This window comes from Marinimicrobium koreense, from assembly GCF_003762925.1.
GTDB classification, from domain to species: Bacteria; Pseudomonadota; Gammaproteobacteria; order Pseudomonadales; family Cellvibrionaceae; genus Marinimicrobium; species Marinimicrobium koreense.
On record NZ_RJUK01000001.1, the window covers coordinates 115,394 to 135,333 of the forward strand.

Annotated in this window: 24 protein-coding genes; 10 read left to right on the forward strand and 14 right to left on the reverse strand. The window is 61.5% G+C overall.

Annotated features, from left to right (window positions below; all coding sequences use genetic code 11):
• Positions 1 to 246 precede the first annotated feature (246 nt).
• A complete protein-coding gene (gene hrpB / locus EDC38_RS00525) occupies positions 247 to 2,679 on the forward strand; it encodes an ATP-dependent helicase HrpB (RefSeq protein ID WP_123636872.1) in 2,433 nt (810 codons plus the stop codon).
• 124 nt (positions 2,680 to 2,803) lie between these two features.
• Positions 2,804 to 3,127 carry a Grx4 family monothiol glutaredoxin gene (gene grxD / locus EDC38_RS00530; protein ID WP_123636873.1) on the forward strand — a complete coding sequence of 108 codons (324 nt, stop codon included), beginning with the start codon at positions 2,804 to 2,806 and terminating at the stop codon, positions 3,125 to 3,127.
• Between the two features lie 67 nt (positions 3,128 to 3,194).
• Here the strand turns inward: grxD and EDC38_RS00535 are convergent, their stop codons facing one another.
• Positions 3,195 to 3,521 carry a hypothetical protein gene (locus EDC38_RS00535; RefSeq protein ID WP_123636874.1) on the reverse strand — a complete coding sequence of 109 codons (327 nt, stop codon included), beginning with the start codon at positions 3,519 to 3,521 and terminating at the stop codon, positions 3,195 to 3,197.
• Between the two features lie 168 nt (positions 3,522 to 3,689).
• Here EDC38_RS00535 and corA point away from each other — a divergent pair, with 168 nt between their 5' ends.
• The 3 genes from corA (at position 3,690) to EDC38_RS00550 (ending at position 6,294) form a co-directional block, all read left to right on the forward strand.
• A complete protein-coding gene (gene corA / locus EDC38_RS00540; protein WP_123636875.1) occupies positions 3,690 to 4,643 on the forward strand; it encodes a magnesium/cobalt transporter CorA in 954 nt (317 codons plus the stop codon).
• Positions 4,644 to 4,868: 225 nt separating this feature from the next.
• The gene (locus EDC38_RS00545; RefSeq protein ID WP_024459558.1) at positions 4,869 to 5,519 is read left to right on the forward strand and encodes an HAD family hydrolase; all 651 of its coding nucleotides are present in this window, start codon (positions 4,869 to 4,871) and stop codon (positions 5,517 to 5,519) included.
• A 52-nt stretch (positions 5,520 to 5,571) separates the two neighbouring features.
• Positions 5,572 to 6,294, forward strand: a complete 723-nt coding sequence (locus tag EDC38_RS00550; protein WP_123636876.1) for an SDR family NAD(P)-dependent oxidoreductase — start codon at positions 5,572 to 5,574, stop codon at positions 6,292 to 6,294.
• A 22-nt stretch (positions 6,295 to 6,316) separates the two neighbouring features.
• On the opposite strand, the gene yjgA is transcribed toward EDC38_RS00550, so the two are convergent.
• From yjgA to EDC38_RS00615, 13 genes are all read right to left on the reverse strand, one after another.
• Complete coding sequence (yjgA, locus tag EDC38_RS00555) at positions 6,317 to 6,850, reverse strand: ribosome biogenesis factor YjgA (protein WP_123636877.1); 534 nt, start codon at positions 6,848 to 6,850, stop codon at positions 6,317 to 6,319.
• A 30-nt stretch (positions 6,851 to 6,880) separates the two neighbouring features.
• Complete coding sequence (locus EDC38_RS00560; RefSeq protein WP_123636878.1) at positions 6,881 to 8,254, reverse strand: hypothetical protein; 1,374 nt, start codon at positions 8,252 to 8,254, stop codon at positions 6,881 to 6,883.
• 45 nt (positions 8,255 to 8,299) lie between these two features.
• The gene (locus EDC38_RS00565; protein ID WP_123636879.1) at positions 8,300 to 8,575 is read right to left on the reverse strand and encodes an HPr family phosphocarrier protein; all 276 of its coding nucleotides are present in this window, start codon (positions 8,573 to 8,575) and stop codon (positions 8,300 to 8,302) included.
• A 4-nt stretch (positions 8,576 to 8,579) separates the two neighbouring features.
• Positions 8,580 to 9,452 carry an RNase adapter RapZ gene (gene rapZ, locus EDC38_RS00570; RefSeq protein ID WP_123636880.1) on the reverse strand — a complete coding sequence of 291 codons (873 nt, stop codon included), beginning with the start codon at positions 9,450 to 9,452 and terminating at the stop codon, positions 8,580 to 8,582.
• A gap of 56 nt (positions 9,453 to 9,508) precedes the next feature.
• Positions 9,509 to 9,970, reverse strand: coding sequence for a PTS IIA-like nitrogen regulatory protein PtsN (gene ptsN, locus EDC38_RS00575; RefSeq protein WP_123636881.1), 462 nt, complete (start codon positions 9,968 to 9,970; stop codon positions 9,509 to 9,511).
• 4 nt (positions 9,971 to 9,974) lie between these two features.
• Positions 9,975 to 10,265, reverse strand: coding sequence for a ribosome hibernation-promoting factor, HPF/YfiA family (gene hpf, locus EDC38_RS00580; protein WP_024459565.1), 291 nt, complete (start codon positions 10,263 to 10,265; stop codon positions 9,975 to 9,977).
• Positions 10,266 to 10,431: 166 nt separating this feature from the next.
• Positions 10,432 to 11,946, reverse strand: coding sequence for an RNA polymerase factor sigma-54 (locus tag EDC38_RS00585; RefSeq protein ID WP_123636882.1), 1,515 nt, complete (start codon positions 11,944 to 11,946; stop codon positions 10,432 to 10,434).
• A 176-nt stretch (positions 11,947 to 12,122) separates the two neighbouring features.
• Complete coding sequence (gene lptB / locus EDC38_RS00590; protein ID WP_123636883.1) at positions 12,123 to 12,848, reverse strand: LPS export ABC transporter ATP-binding protein; 726 nt, start codon at positions 12,846 to 12,848, stop codon at positions 12,123 to 12,125.
• Between the two features lie 3 nt (positions 12,849 to 12,851).
• Entirely contained in the window at positions 12,852 to 13,400 is a 549-nt protein-coding gene (lptA, locus tag EDC38_RS00595; RefSeq protein ID WP_123636884.1) for a lipopolysaccharide transport periplasmic protein LptA, read from the reverse strand.
• A complete protein-coding gene (lptC, locus tag EDC38_RS00600) occupies positions 13,378 to 13,962 on the reverse strand; it encodes an LPS export ABC transporter periplasmic protein LptC (protein WP_123636885.1) in 585 nt (194 codons plus the stop codon). The genes lptA and lptC overlap by 23 nt, the downstream gene beginning before the upstream one ends.
• Position 13,963: 1 nt before the next feature.
• Positions 13,964 to 14,527: a KdsC family phosphatase gene (locus EDC38_RS00605; RefSeq protein WP_123636886.1), complete on the reverse strand. Its 564-nt coding sequence runs from the start codon at positions 14,525 to 14,527 to the stop codon at positions 13,964 to 13,966.
• Between the two features lie 40 nt (positions 14,528 to 14,567).
• Positions 14,568 to 15,539 (reverse strand): KpsF/GutQ family sugar-phosphate isomerase, encoded by a 972-nt coding sequence (locus EDC38_RS00610; RefSeq protein WP_123636887.1) that lies wholly within the window; start codon positions 15,537 to 15,539, stop codon positions 14,568 to 14,570.
• A gap of 72 nt (positions 15,540 to 15,611) precedes the next feature.
• On the reverse strand, positions 15,612 to 16,598 hold the full coding sequence (locus tag EDC38_RS00615) for a calcium/sodium antiporter (RefSeq protein WP_123636888.1): 987 nt from the start codon (positions 16,596 to 16,598) through the stop codon (positions 15,612 to 15,614).
• A gap of 186 nt (positions 16,599 to 16,784) precedes the next feature.
• On the opposite strand from EDC38_RS00615, the gene EDC38_RS00620 reads away from it, so the two are divergent.
• The 5 genes from EDC38_RS00620 (at position 16,785) to hisG (ending at position 19,912) form a co-directional block, all read left to right on the forward strand.
• Positions 16,785 to 17,426: an MlaC/ttg2D family ABC transporter substrate-binding protein gene (locus tag EDC38_RS00620; RefSeq protein ID WP_123636889.1), complete on the forward strand. Its 642-nt coding sequence runs from the start codon at positions 16,785 to 16,787 to the stop codon at positions 17,424 to 17,426.
• Complete coding sequence (locus tag EDC38_RS16340) at positions 17,416 to 17,559, forward strand: hypothetical protein (RefSeq protein ID WP_170162823.1); 144 nt, start codon at positions 17,416 to 17,418, stop codon at positions 17,557 to 17,559. The genes EDC38_RS00620 and EDC38_RS16340 overlap by 11 nt, the downstream gene beginning before the upstream one ends.
• Before the next feature lie 90 nt (positions 17,560 to 17,649).
• Positions 17,650 to 17,889, forward strand: a complete 240-nt coding sequence (locus EDC38_RS00625) for a BolA family protein (RefSeq protein WP_123636890.1) — start codon at positions 17,650 to 17,652, stop codon at positions 17,887 to 17,889.
• A 39-nt stretch (positions 17,890 to 17,928) separates the two neighbouring features.
• Positions 17,929 to 19,191 carry a UDP-N-acetylglucosamine 1-carboxyvinyltransferase gene (murA, locus tag EDC38_RS00630; protein ID WP_123636891.1) on the forward strand — a complete coding sequence of 421 codons (1,263 nt, stop codon included), beginning with the start codon at positions 17,929 to 17,931 and terminating at the stop codon, positions 19,189 to 19,191.
• A 76-nt stretch (positions 19,192 to 19,267) separates the two neighbouring features.
• Positions 19,268 to 19,912, forward strand: a complete 645-nt coding sequence (gene hisG / locus EDC38_RS00635) for an ATP phosphoribosyltransferase (RefSeq protein ID WP_123636892.1) — start codon at positions 19,268 to 19,270, stop codon at positions 19,910 to 19,912.
• Positions 19,913 to 19,940: the final 28 nt, after the last annotated feature.

A 19,940-nucleotide genomic window follows, 5' to 3' on the forward strand; every position in this document is an offset into this window, starting at 1 on the left:
CGAGCGGGGTAAACCCTTACGGGACGCGCCGTGAATACATCCCTGTAGGCTCGAATCGCGGGTCCCCCGCTCCACGGTCCCGTAAGGGTTTACCCCGCCCGCGCCCTCCGTGCCATCGGTCGCGTAGGGCGGATCGGTCCGACGTTTCGGAGCGCAAAGCGCGCATCCGCCGTAAATACCCCCAAAATCCGCGCAGACAGGTAAATTAATGCCCCACTCTTCGACGCTACTAAACCGTAAAAATCAATGAAACCAACCTCTCTCCCAAACCTCCCCCTAAGTGACTACCACGCCGATTTCATCAACGCGCTTGGCCGTGGCCCGCTCTTGCTGGAAGCCGAACCGGGTGCGGGTAAATCCACCCTGGCGCCGCTTTGGGCGCTGGAGGCGGCACCGGACGGGCAGCAGGTCTGGTTGGTTCAGCCGCGCATTCTGGCGGCGCGGGGGGTGGCACGGCGGCTCGCCTCGCTGTATGGGGAGTCGGTGGGCCAGACGGTGGGTTATCAGGTGCCGTTTGACCGGCAGGTGTCCGAGGCGACCCGACTGGTGGTGATGACGCCGGGGATTGCCCTGCAGCGTCTGCTGGCCGACCCGGAGTTGGCCGGGGTGGCGACGGTAATGCTGGATGAGGTGCACGAGCGGGCGCTGGATCAGGATACGGCCTGGGCCTGGCTGCAGGAGGTGGCGGTGCTGCGGGAGGATATTGCGCTGGTGTTGATGTCCGCCACGCCCGATCCGGCGCTACAACAGCAGGTGGCCCAGCGGCTGTCGGCGCCGGGGCGATGTTTCCCGGTATCGGTGCAGTATCTTGCGCCCCGGCGGGATACCCGCGGGGCCGCGGAGCGCCTGGATGAGCATTTGTTACGGGCGCTGTCCGAGGTGGCCGACTGGCGGGCGCAGACCGTGTTGGTGTTTTTGCCCGGCTGGCGGACGATTGAAGACTGCGCCTCGGCGCTCGCGCGCCGGGAGCCGTCCGTCCGGCTGGCTCGCCTGCACAGTCGGGTGCCGGACCAAGAGCAGCAGGAGGCATTGGATCCGGCCAGTGGCCCGCGGGTGATTCTCGCCACCAATATCGCCGAAACCTCGCTGACCATCCCCGATGTCACCCTGGTGATTGACTCCGGCCAGGTGCGCCGTTCGGTGTTTGAGCAGGGTACCGGCGTGAGCCGTCTGCAGACCCGGCGGATCAGTCAGGCCAGCGCCGAGCAGCGTCGCGGCCGGGCGGGGCGGGTGCAGGCGGGGCACTGTATCCGGCTCTGGTCTCAAGAGGAGTCATTGGCGCCAGCGGAGCCACCGGAGGTGCGCTCCACCGACTATGTGCCTTTGGCTCTGCGGTTGGCGCACTGGGGGTCCCCGGTGGAAGAGTTGCCCTGGTTGGAAGCGCCCAACAGGCTGGCGCTGGAACGAGCCCGCCAGCAGTTGCAGGATTGGCGGTTACTGGATGAAGCGGGCCGGGTGACCGACGCCGGACGGCAGGTGGCGGCGCTGGGGACCCATCCGCGCCTGGCCCGTTTTCTGCAAACGGCTCTTTATGAAAAGGCGCTTGATGAATCGTCGCTTCAGACCGGGGCGCAGAAGACCCTGCCGGAAGGCGCTTTGCTGCTGGCGCTGGCCCTGCACTTTGACGCCCTGGAAACGTCGGATCAGTGGCAGGCGGCGGCCCGGGCCCAGCGCGCTGGTCAGCGCACCTGGCAACGTCAGGCGCAGCGCTGGTTCAAGGCGTTGAGCGCCGTGGAAAGTCGGGCCGAGCTGGACCCGGCCTGCCTCGCCGATGCCTTTCGGGACCGGATTGGTCATCGTCAGGATTCGGGCCGGTACCGTCTCAACAGCGGCATCAGCGTCGCGCCGGATCGGCCCCTGGACAGCGAGTGGGCGGTATTTGCCGATGTGCAGGCCCGGGGCAAAGGGCATCGCGGCGTCGGCTGGCCGTTGACGTTGAACGCCGAGCAGCGGCGTGCCCTCAGTCAGTGTGAATCCCGACTGAGTCATCGCGGCAAGGGCTGGGTGATGCACACCACCTGGCGGATGGGGGGCTCGGTGACCGCCGAGGACCGACACCCGGTCACCGGCGAGGCGTTGGCCGAGGCACTGGTGGCGGATCTGCGCGAACGCGGGCTCAGTGCTTACCCCTGGCCGGAGGCGGCCACAGGACTGTACCGACGGGCCCAGCTGGCCAATGAGTCGGGGGTGCTGGACCTTCCGACGCTGGATGAGTCGGTGTTGTTATCGACGCTCGATCAATGGTTTGCCCCCTTCGTGACCGATAGCCTTCACCCCGACCGGTTGCCCTGGCGCGAGGCACTGGCGTTTTATCTCGGGCACGATGCCGTGCAGGCGCTGGACCAGTTGCTCCCGCTCCAAGTGGCGTTGCCCAGCGGCCGCTCGGTGTCGGTGGACTACCCCGAAAACGGGACGCCGACGGTGAGCGGCAAACTGCAGGAGTTTTTCGGGTGTGACCGTTTTGAACTCGCCGACGGGCGGGTGCCACTGCGGCTGCACCTGGCCTCGCCCAACGGCAGCCCGCTGGCGATTACCGGCGATCTGGGGTCATTCTGGCAGGGGGCCTATGGGGAGGTGCGCAAACAGATGCGGGGCCGCTATCCCAAACACCCCTGGCCGGAAGACCCGGCCAGCCATCCGCCCACTCGGCTGACCAAGAAGCGACTGGGCGCCTCCTGACTGGTTTCCGCGCGCCGGCTGCGTTAGAATGCGAATACTTGACTCGCCTGCTAGGTCTTTCCCGGGCGAGGGTAACCCACGAATTTTGTTCACCTTATTGGCACAAGAGAGGTCAGGCAGTCCTATGGACGAAGTACAGGCAACCATCAAGCAGCAGATCGAAGAAAACGCGGTGATTCTCTACATGAAGGGCTCGCCCAACGCGCCTCAGTGCGGTTTTTCCCAGCGCACCTCCCAAGCCGTGATGGCCTGCGGTCAGCGGTTTGCCTACGTCGATGTGCTGGCCAACCCCGAAATCCGCTCCGGTCTGCCCCTGTACGGCAACTGGCCGACCTTCCCGCAGCTGTGGGTCAAGGGTGAATTGATTGGCGGTTGTGACATTGTTATGGAAATGTACGAAAGTGGCGAGCTCAAGCCGCTGCTGGAAGGCGCTGCCGCCAAAGAGTAAATCGGGCACGCCTTGCTTCCGGCGGTCAGCCAGGCCGCCGGAACTCCCCGCTAAAAGTCTGTAAGCCTCAGAACCAGGCGAGATAAACCAGCAGAATCCCCAGCAGAGCCAGCCCGCTGAGCGCAATCAACGCCACACCGAGCTTCTGGTAAAAGCGATCCCGCTTATGCTGTTGCCGGGTTTGTTCCCCGATGTCGTGAACCTGCCACACCAGCTCCCGGGAGCGCTCCAGCTTGGCCCGTGTCTCCAACAGCACCTGAATATCCCGGTCGATCACCGCGACCGCGCCGGCATCACCTTCGACCCGTTGACGAGCGGCCCGCAAGTTGGCGAGCTGTTGCTCCAGGCGCAGCATTTTGTCATCGATATTGGCGGAGACTTCATTAATTTTCATGGGGCACGGATCTTTAGGGTTTTATAGGTCACAAACCGCCACCATAGCAGATTCGGGCCATGGGCGTCTGTTGTATACTGTGCATAACACAGCGTTCAGATCACTGTGCTATTGTGGGTGGCAAACGGTGGGTGATCCACCCAAAGGACGAGACGAGGAGAACGATCCATGCTGAGAATGTTTAATATCCGGGGCGCAACCCTGCGCGACCAACCCGTGGATGAAAACAACCTCAAAACCGCACTGGATGATGCGGTCTGGATCGACGCTCACGAACCCTCCGAAGAAGAACGCGAACTGCTCAACACCTTCCTGCGGGCCGAACTGCCCGAATCCGACGACGTGGAAGAAATCGAATTCTCCGCCCGCTACTTCCAGGACGCCGCCGGCCTGCACGTTCACTCCCTTTTCCTGTCCCCCGGGGAAGGGCGCCACAGCACCGTGACCGTCGCCTTCATCCTTCAGGATAAACGCCTCATCACCCTGCGCGACGGCGATCTCGCGGACTTCCGCCTGCTGCGCATGCGCGCCCGGCGCGGCCAGGTCCAGGCCAGCTCGCCCCAGGACCTGATGATCACCATGTTCGAGCAGAAAGTCGAAAACCTCGCCGACGTCCTCGAAGACATCCACCGCAAACTCGAAGACGTCAGCCACATGGTCCTGGAAGACGACGACGCCGAACTCGAAGAAGCCATCGACCGGCTCGCCAAACTCGAAGACAGCAACGGCAAAATCCGCCTCTGTCTGATGGACACCCAGCGGTCCATCTCCTTCCTGCAGCGCCACCTGCGAGAGCACTTCGAACTGCAGGAAACCGCCCGGGAAATCAAACGCGACGTGGACACACTGATGTCCCACACCGCCTTCCTGTTCGACAAAATCAACTTCCTGATGGACTCCACCCAGGGCTTCATCAACATCGAACAGAGCCAGATCATCAAAACCTTCTCCATCGCCGCCGTGGTCTTCCTGCCCCCGACCGTGGTCGCCAGCGTGTACGGCATGAACTTTGAGATGATGCCCGAGCTCGACTGGCAATTCGGCTACGCCTGGGCCCTGGTCATCATGGTGCTATCGGGCATCGCACCCTATTGGTATTTCAAGCACAAGGATTGGTTGTAATTGACGCGGTTCATTATTTGATTGATCTGGGTATCTTACGAAGTACTGAGGGCCGATTTGGGGTGCCCTGTTCCCAGACCGTGGAGCGGGGGACCCGCGATGCGAGCCTACAGGGATGTATTTACGGCGTGTCTGGGAACAGGGCACCCCAAAGCGGACCGGACGTTCCGCTTCTGAAAAAAATCAGGTTCGAGATTGTTTTCGCATTAAACCGAGGAAATCATTTTGTTTGAAGCAGTACTATTCGATTGTGACGGCGTCCTGGTCGACTCCGAAGTCCTGTCCACCCGCGCCTTGCATCGCTCGATTCAAAGCCTGGGCATGAACTACACCGAAGCCCAGGTTCATCAGGAATTCACCGGCCACAGCTGGCCCGACTGCGTCAAAATGGTCGAACAACGCCTCGGCAAACCCATCCCCGACATGCAACGCTTCCTCGACCAAAACCGCGAACACTCCGAGCAACTCATGCGCACCCAGCTCGAAACCATGCCCGGTATCAAAGACGCCCTCGAACGGCTCGAACACCCCTTCGCCGTCGTCACCAATTCGCGCACCTTCGAGCTGCAACTCAAACTCAAAGTCACCGGCCTCGAAGACTTCTTTCCGGTCGAGCGGCGCATCGACTGCCAGAAATTCGATGTTGCCAAACCCGACCCCGCCATCTACCGGAAAGCGGCTGAACACCTCGGGGTCGACATCACCCGCTGCCTCGTCATCGAAGACAGCGTACCGGGCCTGACCGCCGCCACCGGCGCCGGTGCCACTGTATGGGCCTATCGTCCTCACGCCAACGAGCAGCAACTCAAAGACTTCGGGGTCGATCGGGTATTCCACGACTGGTTCGAATTCTCGGTTCCCCACGCCCAAGCCTGATCCCGGCGAGGCTCCCGGTCGTACTTCAGAGGGAGACGACCGAGGAGTCCCCATGAAACCCTATGCCCTAGTATTCGGCGCCAACAGCGCCATCGCCCAAGCCCTGATGCCGCATTTGCTGAGCGAGTATCAGGTGCTTGCCGTCAGCCGACAGGCGCCCGCCCAACTGCCCGCAGGGGTTCAGCACTTTACCTGTGACTACAGTGAAGCGGCGCTGGCGGAGCTGGCTGAACAGATCAAAGAAAACGGTGGGCCTGTGACCGCACTGTTCTGTGCGGTGGGGGTGTTGCATGGCACGGCGAAGGGGGAGCACCGCTACCCGGAAAAGAAGCTGGCCGAGCTCAACAGCGCTCAACTGACCGAGTATTTCGCAGTCAACAGTATCGTGCCCGCGCTGATCATGAAGTATTTCATTCCGCTGATGCCCCGCTCGGAGCCGAGCAAGGCGGTCATGTTGAGCGCCAAAATTGCCGGCATCAGCGACAACCGGTTGGGCGGCTGGTACGGCTATCGCGCTTCCAAGGCGGCGCTCAACATGCTGGTGAAAACCGCCTCGGTGGAGTTGGCCCGGTCGCACCGCAAGCTGAGTCTGATCGCGTTGCACCCCGGTACCACCGATACGCCCCTGTCCAAACCCTTCACCAGCTCTCTGGGGCCTGACAAGCTGTTCAGCCCCGAGCTGACCGCCGAGCGGTTGTGGTCGGTGATTCAGGCGTTGACGCCCGAGGACACCGGGCGCTTTGTACACTGGGACGGTAGCGATCTGCCCTGGTAGGAGCGGGCGTTGAACGGTGGGCTCAGCCGTTCAGCGCGGCCTCGGACAGCGTGTCCCGAATTTCCTTGAACAGTTTGCGGGCGCTGCTCGGTGCCTTGTTCTGGCTGGCTTCTTTCTGCGCCTGGCGCAGCAGTTGGCGCAGGTGTTGGATATCCACGCCGGGGTGTTGATCGATGAATTCCTGCAGCGCGTCCGGCTCGGTCAGTAAGCGGTCGCGCCACTGCTCGGCCTGGTGATGAATCTGAATGCTGGCCCGGCTCTGGTGGTTGAACTGATCCAGTGCCGCCTGGATGCCGTCCTGATCCGCGTCGCGCATCAACCGGCCGATAAACTGTAGTTGCCGGCGCCGCGCCTCGCGGTGCCGGATGCGACGCATTTCGACCACCGCGGCCTCGAGCTTGGGCTCCAGGGGCATACGGGCCAGTTGCTCGTCGTTGAGCTCGACGAGCTGTTTACCCAGCTCCTGCAGCGCGTGCATTTCTTTCTTGCGCTGGGTTTTACTGACGAAGTCATCATCCTGTTCGCTGTCGTCATCGAAAAATTTGCGGTCGGTCATAACATCAAAGCCTGTACTGAGCGATGTGCTCTAGTGAAAAGAAGAGTGCGGATGGCCGGGGCCATGGCGCTGGTCCTGTACCGGAAGAGGCTCGCGCCACTGGCCGTCGCGCTCGGTGTGCAGGCCCATGGCACTTGGGCTCAGGTTCGCGCACCAACCCAGGTTGTTGGTCATCGGTTCGGATTCCGGCAGCGACGCCAGATAGGGCTCGGTGTCACTGTGGTCCAGCAACAGGGGCAGGATCAGCGCCAGGCGGGGCCGAATCTGTTCGTTGCCAGCCCGGCCGCGTTCGCCCCAGCGGACAATGTAATCATCGCAGAAAACCTCGTCGCCCTCGGGCCGGTCGGTAAAGGCCACCTCGCGCGTGATGCCAAAATAGTGTTGCATCATCGCCTCCTCGAACAGCATGGCGGTATCTTCAAAAAACAGTTCCCGCTCCCCACTGCTGACGTAGGCGTAAGCATCCGTGGCGATATCGCCTGCGAACTCCAGGCCGACCTCCCGGGGTGTCAGTTGTTTCTCCGCCTCGGTAGCATCCCGGCCCTGAAAGCTCACTTCGGCCAGGTCCATCATCAGTGTCGAGCTGAGTGGATAAGTGCCCGCGAGGGTAGCCGACACGCTGTCGGATTCGAGCTGAATGGCCGCCTCGGCCACGGTCCACTCACTGTTGAGATTGGCGTGCTCAGCGGGGGGAATGTAATCGTTGGCGTGTGCCAGTTCGTGAAACAGCAGCGCCGACATGGGCGCGAGAATCTGTTCGAGGGTCCGGTCGTCACCGGGGCCGCTCAGGGGCGCGCTGCTCCAGGCGTAGTCGCCGCCTTTGACAAAGCGGGCCAGGCTTTCAAAGTTCAGCTCCCGATCAAAACCGCTGCGGAAGTCGGGTTCCCGGGAGATGGTATCGCGCTCCTCAATGGTCAGCCAGAGATAGGCGGGGTCAAGGTATATGGACCCGGTGGCCAGCCAGTAATAGGAGGGGCGAATGTCGGCGCCAATCACCACCGCAGTCACGCCGCTGAACAATTGCAGCAGGTCGTCCGGCAAGGCGGTCAGGGCCTGCTCAAAGCGGTTGGCCATCCAGTCGTGACTGACCAGGGTGCGTTCGAGTACATCATCGACGGTGACCTGATCGTGCTCCTGGCCCAGCAGGGGTAGCTGCCCGAGACGGCAGGCGTCGAACTCATTGTCGCCACCGCGATTGAATGGGCGTGCGCAATCGGCCAGGACGGAGGCGTACTCGCTGTCGGCCCGCGCCGGGCTGAGGGTGAGGTCGCCTGTCGGTGTGCCATCAATGGGTGCGCGCAGGTCAAGACGGCCGCCGCCAGCGCTGTCGCTGCCGCAAGCTGACAGCAGGGTGGCGGTGAGGGCCATCAGTGCGATGGTGAGGGTCTGGCTGAAATGTTTCATGGTCCTTGCTCTCCGTTTCATACGCTCAGTCATGGGGCTCCTGAGCTACTCGCCTTCGTCAAATCGGTCATTGATCAGGGCGCATAGGGCGTCCAATGCGTTATCTGCGTCGTGGCCGTCGGCCGTCAGCTCCAGGTCGGTGCCGCAGGCCGCCGCCAGAAGCATCAGGGACATGACGCTTTTGCCGTCAACCCAAGTGTCGCTGCCGTCGCACCGGACACGCACGTCACAATCAAACTGACCGGCGGTCGTGGCCAGCTTGGCGGCGGCCCGGGCATGCAGGCCTTTTTGATTGATCAACGTGATGATGGATGACGGCATGGGGTCAGTGTCTGTCCGCAGTGTTGAGTTCCCGGTGACGAACCAGAACGTTATCGTATTGTTGGGCAAAATGCTTCTGCAGCCGTTCGGCCAGGTAGACCGAGCGGTGCTGCCCGCCGGTGCAGCCGATGGCGATGGTGATATAGCTGCGGCTGTTGGCCTGGTAGTGGGGCAGCCAGCGGGTCAGGTAGTCCTCGATATCCTGGTACATGGCCTGCACTTTTTCCTCGCCCTCGAGAAAGGCCGCCACCTCAGCGTCCTTTCCGGTCAACGGCCGCAGGTTGGGCTTCCAGTGGGGGTTAGGCAGGCAGCGGGCATCGAACACCAGATCGGCATTCACCGGAACGCCGTGTTTGAAGCCGAAGGACTCGAACTGGATGGCCATGGTGGTCTCCTGGGAGCCCACCACCCGGTCTTTGACCAGGTCGCGCAGTTCGTGCAGGTTGAGATGGCTGGTGTCCAGTACCTGGTCTGCGGTGTCCCGGATCGGCTCCAGCAGGTGTTGCTCCTCGCGAATCGATTCCTGCAGGTTGGTATCCCGATCACTCAATGGGTGCTTGCGGCGGGTTTCGCTGAAGCGCTGCATGAGCACGGGGACACCGGTGTCCAGGAACAGGACGTAAATCGGGATATGGGCATCTTTCAGGGTTTTGATCATGTCCGGAAAGATGTTCAGGTCCTGCCAGGCGTTGCGCACATCGATACCGATGGCGAAGTTCTGGTCGTCGCTGTCCCGGTGAATCTGGATTTGGGCGACCAGTGCGGGCAACAGGCTCACCGGCAGGTTGTCGATGCAGTTATAGCCGACGTCTTCGAGTACGTGCAGCGCCGTACTTTTTCCGGAGCCGGAGAGGCCACTGACAATGATCAAGTGCATGGGGCAGACTGTCCTGGTAATCGGTGCGGATGGCGATCGGGGTTTGGGGCTGCGGTTCAGCTCGCGGCCGGCTCTCCAATGGCCACATCGTAGAGCGACTCATTGCTGTCGGCGGCCCGCAGGCGAGCCCGGAACTCGGCGTCATTGAGCATGCTGGCCAGCGAGGCCAGGGTCTGCAGGTGCTCGCTGTGCGCGTTTTCCGGTACCAGCATGGCAAACAGCACATCCACCGGCTCACCGTCGATGGCGTCGAAATCGATGGGTTCTTTGAGCGTAATGAGGGCACCGATGGTGCCCTCACAGTTGCTCACCCGGCAGTGGGGAATGGCGATGCCGTGGCCGATGCCGGTCGACCCCAGACGCTCCCGGCCGATCAGGCGCCGAAACAGGTCGTCGGCGTCAATCGTCGGTACGTCCTCGGCAATGGTGTTGGCCAGAATTTCCAGCGCCCGCTTTTTGCTGACGCCCTCAATGCCGCACAGTGTGCGGCCCGGAGTGATGATGGTTTTGATATCCATAGGTTCAACGATGGCTTCGTAGCTTCTCTTTATGTTTGATGAGTTGCCGGTCCAGTTTGTCAGTCAACTGGTCAATAGCGGCGTACATATCCTGATCGACGGCGTCGGCGAACAGGTCTTTCCCGCTGACGTGAACGCGTGCCTCGGCCTTCTGTTCCAGCTTTTCCACCGACAGTATGACGTCGGTGCTGGTGATTTTGTCGTGGTGGTGGGTCAGGCGTTCAAGCTTGTTGGAGACATAGTCTTTCAAAGCGTCAGTCAGATCCAGGTGGTGGCCGCTGATATTGATTTGCATAGCAACATCCTCTTTGGCGTGGCGATCACGTGATGGTTACGGACCCGCAACCGACTGCTTCAACGTCCGGGTCGACAGCCGGGCCCATCCTGCAAATGCTGGCGTCTGGTCTCCTGCCGCCTAGCATAGCAGTGCCAGCCACGCGGCGTCACCTTCCTCCGGGGCCTCAGGCCGGCCCCAGGGTTTTTCGTTCGTTCGATGGGGGAATGCCCAGCGACTCCCGGTATTTGGCAATGGTTCGCCGGGCTACCTTGATGCCCTGTTCGGCCAGCAGCGCGGTAATCTTACTGTCACTCAGTGGCTTCTGGGGTGACTCGGAGGCCACCAGCTTCTTAATGATAGCCCGGATTGCGGTGGAAGAGCACTCGCCGCCGGATTCCGTGCTGACATGGCTCGAGAAAAAGTATTTGAGCTCGAAGATACCCTGGGGGGTGTGCATGTATTTCTGTGTGGTCACCCGGGAGATGGTCGATTCATGCATATCCACCAGTTCGGCGATGTCGTGCAGGACCAAGGGGCGCATGGCCTCGGCGCCATGATCCAGAAAGCCGCGCTGCTTCTCGACGATGCAGGTGGCTACCTTGAGCAGGGTTTCGTTGCGGCTTTGCAGGCTTTTCAGAAACCAGCGGGCTTCCTGCAGGTTGTCTTTGAGGAAGGTGTTGTCGGTGCTGGAGTCGGCCCGCTTTACCATGGAGGCATAGCCCGGGTTGATCCGCAGGCGCGGTGCAATGTCGGGGTTGAGCTCGACCATCCAACGGCCTTCGCGTTTCTCGACAAAGACGTCCGGTACCACATACTCCACGTCACCGCTGGCAATCTGGTCACCGGGGCGCGGATTGAGGCTCTGGATCAGGACAATCGCGTCGCGCAGCTCGTGCTCTTTCAGCCGGGTGCGACGCATCAACTGACGGTAGTCGCGACTGGCCAGCTGCGGCAGGTACTGGCGGACAATGGTCTTGGCCGCTTCCAACAGCGGCGTATCCGCCGGCAGCTGCTGCAATTGGACGAGCAGGCATTCGGACAGGTTCTGGCTGGCGACGCCGCAGGGGTCAAACTGCTGAACGCGGTGCTGGACCGCGACAATTTCATCGTACTCGAGCTCTTCCCAGTCGTTTTGCAGACCCTCGAAAATTTCGTCCAGCGAGATGGAGAGCATGCCGCTGGGTTCGACGGCGTCGATCAGCGTCATGGCAATGATCCGGTCCCGGTCGGACATGGGGGTCAGGTTCAGTTGCCACATCAGGTGATCGTAGAGCGAGTCGGTGGTGCCCCGTCGGCTGTCATAATCGCTGTTTTCATCGCCCTCGTAGGGGCTGGAGGCGGCGGGAGTGGACTGGTACACATCGTCCCAACTGGTGTCGACGGGCAGGTCGTTGGGGATTTCATCGTTCCAGTCACTGTCGGTCTGGCCGAGATCGGCGCCATCACTGTCCGCGCTGGGTTGGCTCTCGCCGTCCCGGGTGTCTTTGCCGTTGCGGGCGTCGGATTCCCGGTCGTCGTTACTTTTTTCCTCGGGGCTGTCATGGGTCTCCTCCACCTCCAGCATGGGGTTGGAGTCGAGCGCCTCCTGGATTTCCTGCTGGAGGTCCAGGGTGGACAGTTGCAACAGGCGAATCGCCTGCTGCAACTGAGGTGTCATGGTCAGCTGTTGGCCGAGTTTGAGCTGTAGGGATTGTTTCATGGGTATGCTGCTGGGACCCCGGTCGAAACGAAATGTGTCGAATTACCCAGAGTTTAGTCAGACGGAAGGCCACTGGCAACAAGGATAAGCAATCTTTGTGCCCAAGGCGCAAGAAACAGGATTTGTCAAGAGCCGAACGGGCCGGTTAAACCCGCTGCGTTAAAGGTGGTCCCGAGCTAGAGATGGAAGTGTTCGCCCAGGTAAACTTCCCGGACCCGCTCATTGGCCAGTACATCGGCGGCGGTACCCTCGGCGATAATGTGGCCTTCGCTGACAATGTAGGCTTTTTCGCAGATATCCAGTGTCTCCCGTACGTTGTGATCGGTGATCAACACGCCGATGCCGCGCTCTTTCAGATGCCGGACAATCTGTTTGATGTCCGAGACGGAGATCGGATCCACGCCGGCGAAAGGCTCATCCAGCAGAATGAACTGGGGTTCGGTGGCCAGGGCTCTGGCGATTTCCACCCGGCGACGTTCGCCCCCGGACAGTGACATGCCCAGGCTGTCCTTGATGTGGGTGATGTGGAATTCTCGCAGCAGGGCGTCGAGCTTGGCCAGGCGCTGTTTGCGGTTCAGCTCCTTGCGGGTTTCCAGGATCGCCATGATGTTGTCGGAGACCGTGAGTTTGCGGAACACCGAGGCTTCCTGGGGCAGATAACCGATGCCGGCGCGCGCCCGCCCGTGAATGGGCAGGTGGGTGATGTCCTGCTGGTCGATCAGTACCCGGCCGTTGTCGGCGCCAATCAGGCCGGCGATCATGTAAAAGCAGGTGGTTTTGCCCGCCCCGTTGGGACCGAGCAGCCCCACGATCTGTCCGGTAGATACCGACAGGGAGACATCGAGCACCACTTTGCGGGTTTTGTAACTTTTGGCCAGGTTCAGGGCGTGCAAGCTGGGCATGAGTCAGTCCTGTTCAGCGCGGTCGCTTTGCGGTGGCAATACCATTTCGATACGCGGGCTATCGGATTCCGTATCGCCCTCGGCCTTGAGGATTTCACTGGCCATGTCGTAATCGATCCGATTGCCGCTCATGGTGGCGTCGCCCTGTACGATCCGGGCGTTGGTCAGCAGCTCCAGGCGCTCGCTGGCCACGTCGTAGCGGATGGTGTTGGCCTGGGCGGCAACGGGCTGATCGTCCACATCGGGTTGCTGCTCAAAGTGGGCCGGGGTGCCTTCGGCCACCACCCGCTCCACTTGCCGGTTGGTGTCGGTGTGTACCACCAGGCTTTCGGCGCGAATGTTCAGGCTGCCCTGGCGCAGGCGCACATCGCCTTCATACCGCATGATGCCTTTCTGCCCGTCCCGCTCGGCGCGGTCGGACTCGATGTAAATCGGCTGTTGCTGGTCATCGGGCAGGGCGGCGGCGCCGGGGGCCAGCAGGGCACCCAGTAGCGCGAACAGCGCAAGGTGGCGCGCGCGCCGGACGATGTCAGTTCCCTTGGGGTGGTTCATAGGTGCCGCGCACCTCCGATAGTAATTCAATTTGATCTTCGGCCAGGTCGGCGCGCATACCAACGGCGTCGTGTCGGCCCTGAGGGGAGCGCATGGTAACAGCTTTGTCGGTCTGCGCGAATTGCCGGTTGGGCTCTACCTGGAGTTCGGGGGTGGTGATTTCCATCGCCCCATTGGCGCTCTGCTGCCAGGCCCGGACCTCGCCGGTGAACACCAGAGTCTCGCCCGTCGCGTCGCTGCGGCCGAGCCGGGCGGTCAGTTGCCAGGGCGGGGTATCCTCGCCGAACACAGTTACATCGGGTGCCTGAATCAGCGAGTAGTCCTTGGGGCTCGAGCGATTGGGCAGGTGTTGGAAGTGATCGGCCCGCTCGCTCAGCATCCGGTATTGCAGCTGGCCTTCCGGGTCATAGCGCCGGGTTTCGGAAGCCACCATGAACGCCTGGGGAAAGCGCGTTTGCGCCTCAGGGGGTGCGCGCAGCAGGTCTTCCGGTGAGTAGTCCCACACCGCCACCAGAGCGATCAGCAGAAACAGGCCAATCCAGGTCAGTGGGTGTTTCCACATATCAGCGTGCCTCCTGGTCGGGGGCGAGGTAGTCGGCCAATAGCCGCTCGTAGTCGCCCCGGGCTTTCAACAGGGCATCGCAGGCGGCCCGGACGGCACCCTGGCCGCCCCGGAGCTCGCTCTGCCAGTGGGAGCGCTCGGCGACCGCCGGATGGGCATTGGCCACGGTCAGGGCCAGGCCGACCCGGGTCATGATGGTGAGGTCCGGCCAGTCATCGCCCATGAACGCAATCTGGTTCAGGGATACGGGGTGTTGTTCGCGCCATTCGCTCAGGGCGTCCCATTTGTCCTCGCGTCCCTGAATGACCAGGTCCAACCCCAGACTGCGTGCGCGTCGGGCCACGAGGTCGGTTTTGCGGCCGCTGATAATGCCCACCTCTATGCCGCTGCGCCGCAGCAGTTTGATGCCGAGGCCGTCCAGGGTGCAGAACGCTTTGAGTTCGTCGCCGGTTTCGGTGAAGTAGAGGTTGCCGTCGGTGAGCACGCCGTCCACGTCCAGCAACAGCAGTGAAATGGCCTGAGCGCGTTGCGCAAAATCTTTGTGTGGGGCCTTCGGGTCGGTCATTGGAAGCGGTACGCAGGTTTTGAGGTTTGGAATTCAGGCATCAGATGATGCCCGCGCGAAGAATATCGTGCATATGTACGACCCCCTGGGGCCGTCTTTGTTCGTCGAGAACAATCAGGGCGGTAATTTTTTTGTCTTCCATGATTTTTAGCGCCTCGGCCGCCAGCGTGTGGGCGTCGATGGTTTTGGGGTTGGCGTTCATCAGTTGGCCGATTTCGGCATCCTTGAGGTCGGCGCCCCGGTCGATGCTGCGGCGCAGGTCGCCGTCGGTGTAAATGCCCAGCAGTTGGTCATGCTCATCCACAATGGTGGTCATGCCGAAGCCCTTGCGGGTCATCTCCAGCAATGCCTGGGACAGACTGGTGTGAACGCTCACCCGTGGAATGGCCGCGCCGCGGTGCATGATGTCTTCGGCGCGCAACAGCAGCTTGCGCCCAAGCGTGCCTCCGGGGTGGGAGAAGGCGAAGTCCTCGGCGGTAAAACCGCGGGCCTCCAGCAGGGCAATGGCCAGGGCATCGCCGATGACCAGGGTCGCGGTAGTACTTGCCGTCGGTGCCAGTGCCAGCGGACAGGCCTCGGTGGTGACACTGATGTCCAGGTCGACGGCCGCTTCTTCGGCCAGCGGTGAACGGGGGTTGCCGGTCATGCTGATGATGGGCACCCCGAGGCGCTTGAGCAGCGGAAGCAGGGTGATGATTTCATCGGAGTTGCCGGAGTAGGAGATGGCGATGACCGCGTCTTCCCGGGTGATCATGCCCAGGTCGCCGTGGCTCGCCTCACCGGGGTGGACAAAGAAGGCGGGGGTGCCGGTGCTGGCCAGCGTGGCCGCAATTTTTTTGGCAATGTGCCCGGATTTGCCCATGCCGGTGACAATCACCCGTCCGGAGACCCCAAGCATCAGCTCGCAGGCCCGGGTAAAACGGGCATCGATTCGCTCGCGCAAGGCCGCCACGGCCTGCTGTTCAATATCGATGGTGCGCTGTCCGGAGTGGATAAAGTCGAAGTCAGTCATGGACGGTGCAAATACTCGGCATGGTAAAGCGGCTCATTATACGGCCTTGGACCGGGGATGACGAATGCCGGACTACAGAGTGTTGAACAGCCAAACGTAATAACCGATATAGGCCGCCAGTAGCACCAAGGCAATGAGCCGACCCAAGTGCCCGCGAGCCTCCCCCGAACCTGTGTGAGCGTTGCGGCGCAAGCGGTAATCCACGCCGATGGCTATCGCCAGGGTGAACGTCATTGCGGCCATGGCCAGATAATCCCGGTGGAACACCTGCCGGTCCATGACCGGCTCCTGAATCAGGCCCGGTAAGGCCATGACCGCCAGCAGGTTGAACAGGTTGGAGCCGATGATATTGCCCAGCGCCATATCCTGGTGGCCTTTCAGGGCGCTGCCGACCGACGCAGCCAGCTCGGGCAGGCTGGTGCCCACGGCGATGACGGTCAGCCCCACCACCAGCGGCGAGACGCCAGCAGCCAGGGCCAGGTTCTGCGCGCCCCAGACCAGAAGTTCGGCGCTGATCACCAGGGCAATCAACCCGATCAGAAACCAGAGGGTTGCCGCCATACCGGTGTAATTCGGGATCTCGTCGTCCACCTCTTCCGGGTGGGCGCGACGGGTCAAGGCCAGAGCCCCTAACGTGATGGTCAGCGCCGCCACCAACAGAACGCCCTCGGGGCGTGTCAGTTGGCCGTCATAGAGGGTATAACCGGCCAGCAGGGTGATGATCAGTAGAGCGGGCAGCTCCCGGGTCAGCAGGTGATGCTGGATGGGCAGGGCGACCAACAATGCCGTGATGGCCAGTACCAGTCCCATATTGGCCAGGTTGGAGCCGAGCGCGTTGCCCACAGCCAATTCTCCCGCTTCGCGCAGTGAGGCGCTTAACGAGACCATGATTTCGGGTGCCGAGGTGCCAAAGGCGACAATGGTCAGACCGATGACGAGTTTCGACACGCCCAGGCGGCGGGCGAGGGCGGCGCTGCCTTCGACAAAGCGATCAGCGCTCCAGATCAGGCCGACGAAACCGGCCAGCAGAGCCATAACGGACCAACCCCAGGTTGTCATTGATCAATCTCGTGGTTTGTGGCGTAGGGTTCGAGAGGGAACACTAACATTCTTTTACGGTCAGAGCGTAGGTAGCGAGGCCGAGTCAATGTTATGATATAGCCTTTATGGCGCAGCCCGGCATGGTCCGGGCTCCCGGGCTGGAAGGCCCATCACCCGGAAGCTGGAATCTGTAAGGAACCCCCTATGACCCAACCCAACATTGCAAGCATCACTTTCCGTTCGGTCGTAGCCCTGATGGCCTCCTGGCTGTTGGCGGCAAACGTTTGGGCCGCAGAGCCGGTAGATCCCAAGCAGGAAACGCCTCACGAGCTGATTGAGGAGGTGACCGAAGTCCTGTTCGATGTGGTGCAGAAGTACAACGGTGGCAGTGACAACGCTGAGCAGTACTACGACGAAATCCAGGGCATTCTGGAGCCCGTGGTGGATTTCGAATTCATTGCCAAGGCGGTCATGGGATCGCACCGCTCCGATGCCAGCGATGAGCAGGTGGAAACCTTTGTTCAGGTGTTCAAGCGGGGCCTGGTGACCACCTATGCCAAGGGGATTGCCAACTACGTGGATAGCGAAATCAGCATCCGCCCGCCTTCCGAAGATGTGGAAGACAAGCGTCGGGTCAGTGTTGATCAGGAAGTGAAGCACGATGGCTCCACCTATCGTCTGTCTTACACCATGGCCAAAAACCGCTCCGGCGAGTGGAAGCTGATCAATCTGGTGCTGGACGGCGTGAACCTTGGGCGCTCGTTCCGCAGCCAGTTCGGCCAGGCCGCCAAAAAGTATAACGGTGACCTGGACAAGGTGATCGACAACTGGCTGGATGAGATGTAAACGCCGTCTCGGCACCCACTCTCATGCCGTCGCCTCACGGGCGGCGGCATTGTTGTTTCTGGGGTTGGCGGAATGGTTGTTTCTGGGGTTGGCGGACGGCTTTCGGGATGCGGTGAACGACGCATTCAGGTAAGATTCCGCTTTGGCCCATAAACCTCTGGCCCGCAGACCTCTGGCCTGGGCAGTAAACGTCTGGCCCAGGTAGTCAATTACTGGATAGTCTATGCAACCCGAACAGATCAAAGCACTGGTAGAAGCCAAAGTTCCCGATAGCACCGTGCAGGTGGGAATTGATGGCAGCCATATCAATCTCGTTGTCGTCAGCTCCGCGTTCGAGGGCATGACGCCGGTCAAGAAACAGCAGCTGGTGTACTCGGCGCTGACCGACAGCATTGCCCAGGGCACCATCCACGCAGTGCACATGAAAACCTTCACGCCGGAACAGTGGCAGCAACAGCAGTAATTGCATCGCGAGCGCGCGATGACCGACAAGTGATTTTCTATGGATAAATTGCAAATTCAAAGCGGGCCGCCGCTCAATGGCGAGATTCGGATTTCCGGCTCGAAAAACTCGGCCCTGCCGATTCTGGCGGCGACGCTGCTGGCCGATGGTCCGGTGCATGTGTGCAACATGCCGCATCTGAATGACATTACCACCATGCTGGCGCTGCTGCGCTGCATGGGGGTGGGCGTCACCATCGACGAGAAAATGTGCGTCGAGGTCGACCCCACCAGCATCAATGATCTCACCGCCCCTTACGAGCTGGTGAAAACCATGCGTGCCTCGATCCTGGTGTTGGGCCCGCTGTTGGCCCGCTTCGGAGAGGCCAACGTGTCGTTTCCCGGGGGGTGCGCCATTGGCAGTCGTCCGGTGGATATTCACCTGCGTGGCCTGGAGGCCATGGGGGCGGAAATTGATGTGGACGAAGGTTACATTCGTGCCCGTAGCAAGGGCCGCCTGAAAGGGGCGCACATCCTGATGGACACGGTGACCGTCGGCGGCACCGAAAACCTGTTGATGGCGGCAGTATTGGCCGAAGGCACCACGGTGCTGGAAAATGCCGCCCGGGAGCCCGAAGTGGTGGATCTGGCCTATTGTCTGGAAGCCATGGGCGCCCGGATCGAAGGCATTGGCACCCAGACGCTCACGGTTCACGGCGTCGAGCGTCTGCACTCGTGTACCTACAGTGTGATGCCGGACCGGATTGAAACCGGCACTTACCTGGTGGCCGCGGCGGCGACCCGTGGTCGGGTGCGCCTGAAAGACACCCGGGCCGATATTCTCGAGGCGGTGCTGCTCAAGCTGGAAGAGGCCGGAGCGGAAATCACCATCGGGGATACCTGGATAGAGCTGGACATGAAAGGTAAGCGGCCCCGGGGCGTCAGCTTGCGCACGGCGCCCTATCCGGCCTTTCCCACGGACATGCAGGCCCAGTTTACCGCGATGAACGCGGTGGCAGAGGGCGCCAGCTCGGTGACCGAAACCATCTTTGAGAACCGCCTGATTCAGGTGCACGAACTGAACCGGATGGGCGCAAAGATCACCCTTGAGGGCAACACCGCTCTGATCCAGGGCGTGGACCGGCTCAAAGGTGCCCCCGTGATGGCAACGGACCTGCGGGCCTCGGCCAGTCTGGTGATCGCCGGTCTGGTAGCGGATGGCACCACGCTGGTGGACCGCATTTACCATATTGATCGTGGTTACGAGTGTATTGAAGAAAAACTGCAAATGTTGGGCGCGAACATTCGTCGGGTTCCAAACTGACGGACCGAGCACAGAGGCCGGAACGCCGCGCGTGAGCGGGCGACCGGCCGCGTCCCCTGACCTCCAGATGAGACCCATGACCCAGACATTGACCATTGCCCTGACCAAGGGCCGTATTCTGAAAGAAACTCTGCCGCTGTTGGCTGCGGCCGGTATCGAACCGGCGGAAGACATCGACAAGAGCCGCAAGCTGGTGTTTGAGACCACCCGGCCCGACGTGCGCCTGCTGGTGTTGCGCGGTGCGGATGTGCCCACCTACGTGCAGTTCGGGGCCGCCGACATGGGGATTTCCGGAAAGGATACCCTGATGGAAAATGGCGCCGAAGGCCTTTATGAGCCACTGGATCTGGACATTGCCCGGTGTCGTCTGATGACCGCGGCCATCAAAGGCGCGCCGCCGAGCCAGGGCCGTCTGCGGGTGGCCACCAAGTATGTGAATGTGGCCAAACAATACTACGCCAGTTGTGGTCGGCAGACCGACATCATCAAGCTGTACGGTGCGATGGAGCTGGCGCCGATCATGCATCTGGCGGACGAAATTGTGGATATCGTCGATACCGGCAATACGCTGCTTGCCAATGGGCTGGAGCCCCGGGAGCACATCGCCGATATCAGCTCGCGGCTGATCGTAAACAAGGCGTCCATGAAGATGAAGCATGTGCTGATTCAATCCGTGATTGACGCCATTGGTGAAGCCGTTGACGCCAAGCGTCCGGCCTGACGTGTAGACCGGCTCTGGCCGTAATGAC

Bases quoted from the DNA above. Each gene is read 5' to 3' on its own strand.
- hrpB (WP_123636872.1), top strand. From the start codon at position 247: ATGAAACCAACCTCTCTCCCAAACCTCCCCCTAAGTGACTACCACGCC.
- grxD (WP_123636873.1), top strand. From the start codon at position 2,804: ATGGACGAAGTACAGGCAACCATCAAGCAGCAGATCGAAGAAAACGCG.
- EDC38_RS00535 (WP_123636874.1), bottom strand. From the start codon at position 3,521: ATGAAAATTAATGAAGTCTCCGCCAATATCGATGACAAAATGCTGCGC.
- corA (WP_123636875.1), top strand. From the start codon at position 3,690: ATGCTGAGAATGTTTAATATCCGGGGCGCAACCCTGCGCGACCAACCC.
- EDC38_RS00550 (WP_123636876.1), top strand. From the start codon at position 5,572: ATGAAACCCTATGCCCTAGTATTCGGCGCCAACAGCGCCATCGCCCAA.
- yjgA (WP_123636877.1), bottom strand. From the start codon at position 6,850: ATGACCGACCGCAAATTTTTCGATGACGACAGCGAACAGGATGATGAC.
- EDC38_RS00560 (WP_123636878.1), bottom strand. From the start codon at position 8,254: ATGAAACATTTCAGCCAGACCCTCACCATCGCACTGATGGCCCTCACC.
- EDC38_RS00565 (WP_123636879.1), bottom strand. From the start codon at position 8,575: ATGCCGTCATCCATCATCACGTTGATCAATCAAAAAGGCCTGCATGCC.
- rapZ (WP_123636880.1), bottom strand. From the start codon at position 9,452: ATGCACTTGATCATTGTCAGTGGCCTCTCCGGCTCCGGAAAAAGTACG.
- ptsN (WP_123636881.1), bottom strand. From the start codon at position 9,970: ATGGATATCAAAACCATCATCACTCCGGGCCGCACACTGTGCGGCATT.
- hpf (WP_024459565.1), bottom strand. From the start codon at position 10,265: ATGCAAATCAATATCAGCGGCCACCACCTGGATCTGACTGACGCTTTG.
- EDC38_RS00585 (WP_123636882.1), bottom strand. From the start codon at position 11,946: ATGAAACAATCCCTACAGCTCAAACTCGGCCAACAGCTGACCATGACA.
- lptB (WP_123636883.1), bottom strand. From the start codon at position 12,848: ATGCCCAGCTTGCACGCCCTGAACCTGGCCAAAAGTTACAAAACCCGC.
- lptA (WP_123636884.1), bottom strand. From the start codon at position 13,400: ATGAACCACCCCAAGGGAACTGACATCGTCCGGCGCGCGCGCCACCTT.
- lptC (WP_123636885.1), bottom strand. From the start codon at position 13,962: ATGTGGAAACACCCACTGACCTGGATTGGCCTGTTTCTGCTGATCGCT.
- EDC38_RS00605 (WP_123636886.1), bottom strand. From the start codon at position 14,527: ATGACCGACCCGAAGGCCCCACACAAAGATTTTGCGCAACGCGCTCAG.
- EDC38_RS00610 (WP_123636887.1), bottom strand. From the start codon at position 15,539: ATGACTGACTTCGACTTTATCCACTCCGGACAGCGCACCATCGATATT.
- EDC38_RS00615 (WP_123636888.1), bottom strand. From the start codon at position 16,598: ATGACAACCTGGGGTTGGTCCGTTATGGCTCTGCTGGCCGGTTTCGTC.
- EDC38_RS00620 (WP_123636889.1), top strand. From the start codon at position 16,785: ATGACCCAACCCAACATTGCAAGCATCACTTTCCGTTCGGTCGTAGCC.
- EDC38_RS16340 (WP_170162823.1), top strand. From the start codon at position 17,416: ATGAGATGTAAACGCCGTCTCGGCACCCACTCTCATGCCGTCGCCTCA.
- EDC38_RS00625 (WP_123636890.1), top strand. From the start codon at position 17,650: ATGCAACCCGAACAGATCAAAGCACTGGTAGAAGCCAAAGTTCCCGAT.
- murA (WP_123636891.1), top strand. From the start codon at position 17,929: ATGGATAAATTGCAAATTCAAAGCGGGCCGCCGCTCAATGGCGAGATT.
- hisG (WP_123636892.1), top strand. From the start codon at position 19,268: ATGACCCAGACATTGACCATTGCCCTGACCAAGGGCCGTATTCTGAAA.